The organism is Mesorhizobium sp. M7A.F.Ca.MR.176.00.0.0, assembly GCF_004023165.1.
Lineage (GTDB): Bacteria > Pseudomonadota > Alphaproteobacteria > Rhizobiales > Rhizobiaceae > Mesorhizobium.
In genome coordinates this window covers 30,644-38,189 of the sequence record NZ_RZTC01000065.1, presented here as the reverse complement: position 1 = coordinate 38,189, position 7,546 = coordinate 30,644, and the positions used below count along the sequence as shown (strand labels likewise).

Here is a 7,546-nt window from a genome sequence, read left to right as displayed (position 1 = left end):
GGTGCCTTCTGATAGGCCCCCCTCTGTCGGCTTCGCCGACATCTCCCCCTCAAGGGGGGAGAAGAGCATCTGCCTGGCCTTGTCGATCGCCATGTATTCGAGCTGACCGCCGCCGATCGTGCCAAAGATCGCCGCCCGCGAGACGAGCATAAATGCGCCCTTCTCGCGTGGCGTCGAACCTTTTGTGCCAGCCACTTCGACCAGGGCAATCCAGTCGGCGCTGGCAAGGAAGTCTCTCAGGCTTTGCACTTTCGAATTCATCATTCGCATTCCCGTGCGGGAAATATAGGTTTTTTCGGCCCGGATTGCACGCATTGCCGACCTTGCGCCAGACTCAGGCGACGGCCTCTTTCTTCAGCCTCTCGATCGCCATCAGCACGCGCTCCGGTGTGGCGGGGGCATCGAGGCGCGGGCAAATCTTGTTGTCGGCGACACTGGCCACCGCATCCGACAGCGCATGCAGCACCGACATGCCGAGCGGGAACGGCGGCTCGCCGACCGCCTTGGAGCGGTGGATGGTCGGCTCGCCCGCTTCCGGCCAGTCGGCCAAGGTGACGTTGAAGATCTTCGGCCGATCGGAGGCGAGCGGGATCTTGTAGGTCGACGGCGCATGCGTGCGCAGCCGGCCCTTGGCGTCCCACCACAGTTCTTCCGTCGTCAGCCAGCCCATGCCCTGGATGAAGCCACCCTCGATCTGGCCGATGTCGATGGCTCGGTTCAGCGAGCGGCCGCAGTCGTGGAGAATATCGGTGCGCTCCACCATGTATTCTCCGGTCAGCGTGTCGACCGAGACTTCCGAACACGACGCGCCATAGGCGAAATAATAGAAGGGGCGGCCCTCACCCTTGTCGCGGTTCCAGTGGATTTTCGGCGTCTTGTAGAACCCCGCCGCCGACAGCTGGATGCGCGCCATATAGGCCTGCTTGACGAGGTCGGCGAAGGCAATTTCCTGGTTGCCAATGCGCACCCGGTTGGGCAGGAACAGCACCTGATCGCGCGGCACCTGGTATTTTTCGGCGGCGAAATCGGTCAGCCGATCCTTGATCTGGCGCGCGCCATTCTGCGCCGCCATGCCGTTGAGGTCGGAGCCGGACGACGCCGCCGTGGCCGAGGTGTTCGGCACCTTGCCGGTGGTGGTCGCGGTGATCTTGACCTGGTCGAGGTCGATCTGGAACTCTTCCGCCACCACCTGCGCCACCTTGACGTAGAGGCCCTGCCCCATCTCGGTCCCGCCATGGTTCAGATGCACCGAACCGTCGGTGTAGACATGCACCAGCGCGCCGGCCTGGTTGTAGTGGGTGGCGGTGAACGAGATGCCGAACTTGACCGGTGTCAGCGCCAGGCCGCGCTTGATGAAACGGCTGTTGGCGTTGAAGGCCGATATCTCACGCCGCCGCCGCGCATAGCTGGCGCTTTCCTCCAACTCGGCGACGATGCGCTGGATGATGTTGTCCTCGACCGTCTGGTGGTAGGGCGTGATGTTGCGGCCCCCCTCGCTATCACCACTGGTGCCGTAGAAATTCTTTTTGCGGATTTCGAGTGGATCCTTGCCGACGGCAAAGGCCACCTCGTCGATGACGCGCTCGGCGCCGACCATGCCTTGCGGGCCACCGAAACCCCGAAACGCGGTGTTCGACACGGTGTTGGTGTAGAGCGGCGCCGACTGGGCATGCACCGCTGGCCAGAAATAAGTGTTGTCGCAGTGGAACAGCGCGCGATCGGTCACCGGGCCGGAAAGGTCCGACGAAAAACCGCAGCGCGCCGCGAACATGAAATCGACGCCGAGGATATTGCCCTCGTCATCGAAGCCGACCTCGTAGTCGACGAGGAAATCATGACGCTTGCCGGTGGCGATCATGTCGTCGTCGCGGTCGGGCCGGATTTTCACGGCGCGATGGTGTTTCTTCGCGGCGATCGCGGCCAATGCGGCAAACTGGTTGCCCTGCGTCTCCTTGCCGCCGAAGCCGCCGCCCATGCGGCGGATTTCCACCGTGATGGCGTTGCTCGGCACGCCAAGCGCATGGCTGACCATATGCTGGACTTCGCTCGGATGCTGGGTCGAGGAATAGATGGTGACGTCCTGGTCCTCGCCCGGAATGGCCATGGCGATATGGCCTTCGAGGTAGAAGTGTTCCTGGCCGCCGACGCGCATTTTTCCTTTTAGCCGGCGCGGCGCCTGACGGATGGCTGTGGCGGCATCGCCGCGCTTCAGCGTCAGTGGCGGCGTGACGAGCTTGTCCTTCCTCGGATCAAGTTCCCCGATGTCGGTGACGAAGGGCAATTCCTTGTATTCGACCTTGGCCAACCTGGTGGCGCGACGCGCCTGCTCGCGCGTCTGCGCAATAACGCAGAAGATAGGCTGGCCGTAGAATTGCACCTTGCCGTCGGCCAACACCGGCTCGTCGTGGCGGCCGGTCGGCGAAATGTCGTTTTCGCCGGGCACGTCACTGGCCGTCAGCACGTCGACAACGCCGGGCGCTGTACGCACCGCCGAGAGATCCATGCTGGCGATCGTGGCATGCGTGGCGGTGGAAAGCCCGAGGCAGCCATGCAGCGTGCCGGCCGGTTCCGGCATGTCGTCGATGTAGACGGCGGTGCCGCTGACATGCTTGTGCGCGGAATCGTGGCGCTGATCGGTGGCGACGCCGCCAGCGATCTTTTCAGCCTTGAGGTTGGGGGCAGCGTGCTTGTTCATCATGCCGCCTCGTGCCTTGAAACCTGGATCGGGTCCCTGGTGCCGCTGGTCTCGGCGAAGAAGCGCAACAAAAGGTTGCGCGCTGCCAGGGCGCGATACTCGGCCGAGGCCCGCATGTCGGTCAGAGGGGTGAAATCCCTGTCATATTCGGCCATCGCTGCCTCAACCGTCTGTTCGGTCCACGGCTTGCCGAGCAGCGCTTTTTCGACAGAAGACGCCCGCTTCGGCGTCGCCGCCATGCCGCCATAGGCGATGCGCACCTCCGCGACCGTGCCGTCTTTAGCCAGCGTCAGAAAAAAGGCGCCGAGGGCCGCGGTAATGTCCTCATCGCGGCGCTTGGTGATTTTGTGGACCGCGAATTTTGTGCCCTTGGCGGGAACAGGAACGTGCACCGCCTCCACGAATTCGCCCGGCTGCCGGTCCTGCTTGCCATAGGCGATGAAGAAATCCTCCAGCGCGATCGTGCGCTGCTTCTTGCCACGGCGCAGCGTCAGTTGCGCGCCGAGCGCTATCAAGGGCGGCGGCGTGTCGCCGATCGGCGAGCCGTTGGCGATGTTGCCGCCGATGGTGCCCATGTTGCGCACCTGTTCGCCGCCGATACGATCGAACAACGGCCCCAGCGCCGGGATACGCTTCGCCAATGTCGCGAAGGCATCAGTGTAGGTGACGCCCGCGCCGATCGAAATGATGCCGTTTTCTTCCGAGATGGTGGAAAGTCCGTCGAGATTGCCGATGAAAATGGCCGGCGAAATATCGCGCATGTGCTTGGTGACCCAGAGGCCGACATCGGTCGAGCCGGCGACGATGGTGGCGCCGGGTTCCTTGTCCAGCACGGCGGCGAAATCATCGACATCGGCCGGCACGACCAGCCGCGCCTTGGCCGAACCGATCTCGACCCGGGCGCCGTCATGCATGGCCTCGAGCCTCTCGGTGATCGCCTTGCGCTCCGCGGCCAGCGGATCCTCCGCCGCCTTACCGTAGCTGGAAATGGCATGCGCCGCGCGGATGATCGCCTCGTAGCCGGTGCAGCGGCAGAGATTGCCTTGCAAGGCCTTTTCGATATCCGCGTTCGACGGATTCGATGACTTCATCCACAGGCCATAGAGCGACATCACGAAGCCCGGCGTGCAGAAGCCGCATTGCGAGCCGTGGAAATCGACCATCGCCTGCTGCACCGGATGCAGTTGGCCTGATACGCCGCGCAGATGCTCGACGGTCACGACATGGGTGGCGTCCAACGAGCCGAGGAAACGGATGCAGCCATTGACGCTTTCATAGACCAGCCCGCCGGCCGAGAGCTTGCCGACCAACACGGTGCAGGCGCCGCAATCACCCTCGGCGCAGCCTTCCTTGGTGCCGCGCAGCGACCGCTCTAGCCGCAGCCAGTCGAGCAGGGTCGCGTCTGACGCCACCGACGAAAGCGCGACGTCCCTGCCGTTGAGGATGAAGCGGATTTCTTTGCGGATGCTGATTTTGGCCATGCCTCAGCTCCCCCTGTACGTCGAGTAGCCGTAGGGCGAGACCAGCAGCGGCACATGATAGTGCACGGGCTCGGCCATGCCGAAGCGGATCGGTATCACATCGAGAAAGGCCGGTTTCGGCAGGCTCGACCCCTGCTGGCGCAAATAATCGCCCGCGGCGAAGACCAGTTCGTATTCGCCGGTGCGGAACTCCGCGCCGGCGAGCAGCGGCTTGTCGCAACGGCCGTCGGCATTGGTGACAACGGTCTTCAAATGTGTCCGTGCCTTGCCGTCGAGGTGATAAAGCGCGATCGACAGTCCCGCCGCCGGCTTGCCGGTCGCCGTGTCGAGGACATGGGTCGTCAGACGCCCGCCATCGGCATTCGACGTTTCTGCCATTGGCCGCCTCCCATTTCCGGTACGAGCGAATTGGCCCGGTACGATCAAGTATCAACAGTGAATTGTGCGCCAATTAAAGGCGATGCATAAGTCCCGGTCGAGCGGAGTGCGACAAAAACACTTTCAAAAATTTTCGGGGGAATGCGAGAAGCGCCCTTTCGATACTCTGATCATACTTCGGGCCGTGCCCGGCGGGAGGGACGATGCGTTACAGCAGAGACATGCGCGGCTATGGAGCCAATCCGCCGGACCCGAAATGGCCTGGCGGCGCACATGTCGCCGTGCAGTTCGTCGTCAACTACGAGGAAGGCGGCGAGAACTGCATGCTGCATGGCGACAAGGCGTCCGAAGCCTTCCTGTCGGAAATCGTCGGCGCGGCACCCTGGGTGGGCCAGCGTCACTGGAACATGGAATCAATCTACGAATACGGTGCCCGCGCCGGCTTCTGGCGGCTGCTGCGGCTGTTCACCGAGTCGCAAGTGCCGATCACCTGCTACGGCGTCGCCACCGCACTCGCCCGTTCGCCGGATCAGGTGGCGGCCATGCAGGAAGCCGGCTGGGAGATCGCCTCGCACGGGCTGAGATGGATCGACTACCGCGACCACAGCGCCGAGGATGAGCGCCGCGACCTCGAGGCGGCGATCAAGCTGCATTACGAAGTGACCGGCGCGCGCCCGACCGGCTGGTATACGGGTCGCACATCGATCAACACAGTGCGGATTGTGGCAGAAGAAGGCGGTTTCGACTATGTGTCGGACACCTATGACGACGAGCTGCCCTACTGGTTCGAGCATGAGGGCGGCGCGCAGCTCATCATTCCCTATACGCTCGATGTCAACGACATGCGGTTCGCCACGCCGCAAGGTTTCAATTCGGGCGACCAGTTCTTTGCCTATTTGAAGGACAGCTTCGACACGCTCTATGCCGAGGGCGAGGCCGGCCGGCCGCGCATGATGAACATCGGCCTGCATTGCCGTCTCGTCGGGCGGCCAGGGCGGGTGGCGGCGCTGAAGCGCTTCGTCGACTATGTGAGGTCGCACGACAAGGTCTGGCTGGCCCGGCGCATCGATATCGCCAGGCACTGGCAAGAGGTCAATCCTTATCAACCGCCGGCGCTCCGCCCATCGAAGATGGAATTCGAGACCTTCGTCCACACGTTCGGCGGCGTGTTCGAGCATTCGCCCTGGATCGCCGAACGCGCCTATGAACTGGAACTGGGCCCGGCGCATGACACTTCAGGCGGCCTGCACAATGTGCTTTGCCGTATCTTCCGCTCCGCCAGCGAGACCGAGCGGCTTTCGGTGCTCAACGCCCATCCCGACCTTGCCGGCAAGCTGGCCAAGGCCAAACGGCTGACGGCGGAATCGACCAGGGAACAGGCCTCGGCCGGCCTCGACGCGCTGACCGACAAGGAGCGCGAACTGTTTTCCAAGCTCAACGCCGCCTACGTCACCACCTTCGGCTTCCCCTTCATCATCGCGGTGAAGGGCAAGACGAGGCAAGAAATCCTGGCGGAGTTCGAGGCGCGCATCGGCAATAGCCGCGGCGTCGAGTTCGAGACCGCCTGCAAACAGGTCGAGCGCATCACGCTGCTCCGCCTCAAGGACATGCTTCCGCAATAGGTTTGAACCCATGGATACGATCAGAATGCCCGAGCGAACCTATTACGCACCACATGGCGGCCACCCCGGCCAGAGCGAGCTTTTGACCGGCCGCGCCGTCTTCACCGAGGCCTATGCCGTCATTCCTCGGGGTGTGATGCAGGACATCGTCACCAGTGCCTTGCCGTTCTGGGACGAGACCCGCGTCTGGATATTGTCGCGACCGCTGTCGGGTTTTGCCGAGACGTTCTCGCAATACATTGTCGAGGTCTCGCCCGGCGGCGGCAGTGACCGGCCGGAACCCGATGCCGGCGCCGAGGGCGCGCTGTTCGTTGTCGAAGGCGAACTGACAGTTCTGCTTGCCGGCAAGAAGCATAGTTTAAGGCCCGGGGGTTTTGCCTTCCTGCCGCCGGCCAGCGGCTGGACGGTCCGCAACGAAAGCAAGGCCGACGTGCGCTTCCACTGGATTCGCAAGGCTTACGAGGTGGTCGACGGTCTCGATGTGCCGGAAGCCTTCTTCACCAATGAGCAGGAGATCGCGCCAACGCCGATGCCCGGCACCGAAGGCCGCTGGGCGACGACGCGGTTCGTCGATCCGGCCGATTTGCGCCACGACATGCACATGACCATTGTCACGCTGGAACCCGGCGCGGTCATTCCCTTTGCCGAGACCCATGTCATGGAGCACGGGCTCTATGTGTTGGAGGGCAAAGCGGTCTATCGCCTCAACCAGGACTGGGTCGAGGTCGAGGCCGGCGACTATATGTGGCTGCGCGCCTTCTGCCCGCAGGCCTGCTATGCCGGCGGCCCGGGAAAATTCCGCTATCTGCTTTACAAGGACGTCAACCGGCACGCCAAGCTCGGCGGCGCCGGTGTCCCCGGGCGGACGCCGTGACGCGGATCATTACGCGGCCACTGACCCGCGAGAGCTTTGCTCCGTTCGGCGACGTCATCGATATGGGCGGCGACAACCACTACCCGATCAATGGCGGCAGGGCCGAGCGCTATCACGATCTGGCGACCGCCGAGGCGATCGGACCGAATGCCCGCGTGCTAATCTCGATGGTGCGCGGCACGCCTTACGAACTGCCGTTGAAGCTGAGCATGGTCGAACGCCACCCCTTCGGCAGCCAGGCCTTCATCCCGCTGTCGCCGCGTCCATTCCTGGTCGTCGTCTGCCATGACGGCGAGCAAGGGCCTGATGAGCCGCATGCCTTCATAACCGCACCCGGCCAAGGCATCAATTACCGGCGCAATCTCTGGCATGGCGTGCTGACGCCGCTCGGCGAGCCTCAGGATTTCCTGATCGTCGACCGTGGCGGCGACGGCTCCAATCTCGAAGAGTTCCATTTCTCGCACGCCTACGAGATCCATCTCCCTTAATTTTTTGT

6 protein-coding genes and 1 pseudogene are annotated in these 7,546 nt (G+C 63.3%); 3 read left to right on the top strand and 4 right to left on the bottom strand.

The window, feature by feature from the left end; translation table 11 throughout:
* The 4 genes and pseudogenes from EOB59_RS21145 to uraH all read right to left on the bottom strand — a co-directional run.
* Nucleotides 1–261: XdhC family protein (locus EOB59_RS21145; protein WP_281061728.1), on the bottom strand; the 261-nt coding region annotated here is incomplete at its 3' end.
* A gap of 82 nt (nt 262–343) precedes the next feature.
* Nucleotides 344–2,695 (bottom strand): annotated as a pseudogene (gene xdhB, locus EOB59_RS21140) (xanthine dehydrogenase molybdopterin binding subunit); the annotation flags it as partial.
* Complete coding sequence (gene xdhA, locus EOB59_RS21135) at nt 2,695–4,176, bottom strand: xanthine dehydrogenase small subunit (protein ID WP_128289152.1); 1,482 nt, start codon at nt 4,174–4,176, stop codon at nt 2,695–2,697. The pseudogene xdhB and the gene xdhA, both read right to left, overlap by 1 nt.
* Before the next feature lie 3 nt (nt 4,177–4,179).
* A complete protein-coding gene (uraH, locus tag EOB59_RS21130; RefSeq protein WP_127328582.1) occupies nt 4,180–4,554 on the bottom strand; it encodes a hydroxyisourate hydrolase in 375 nt (124 codons plus the stop codon).
* 203 nt (nt 4,555–4,757) lie between these two features.
* Here uraH and puuE point away from each other — a divergent pair, with 203 nt between their 5' ends.
* The 3 genes from puuE to EOB59_RS21115 are packed head-to-tail and all read left to right on the top strand — an operon-like array spanning nt 4,758 to nt 7,538.
* Nucleotides 4,758–6,176 carry an allantoinase PuuE gene (gene puuE, locus EOB59_RS21125; protein WP_128289151.1) on the top strand — a complete coding sequence of 473 codons (1,419 nt, stop codon included), beginning with the start codon at nt 4,758–4,760 and terminating at the stop codon, nt 6,174–6,176.
* Nucleotides 6,177–6,186: 10 nt separating this feature from the next.
* On the top strand, nt 6,187–7,050 hold the full coding sequence (locus EOB59_RS21120; RefSeq protein ID WP_128289150.1) for a bifunctional allantoicase/(S)-ureidoglycine aminohydrolase: 864 nt from the start codon (nt 6,187–6,189) through the stop codon (nt 7,048–7,050).
* Nucleotides 7,047–7,538 (top strand): ureidoglycolate lyase, encoded by a 492-nt coding sequence (locus EOB59_RS21115; RefSeq protein ID WP_128289149.1) that lies wholly within the window; start codon nt 7,047–7,049, stop codon nt 7,536–7,538. Before EOB59_RS21120 ends, EOB59_RS21115 begins: the two co-directional genes overlap by 4 nt.
* Nucleotides 7,539–7,546 lie beyond the last annotated feature (8 nt).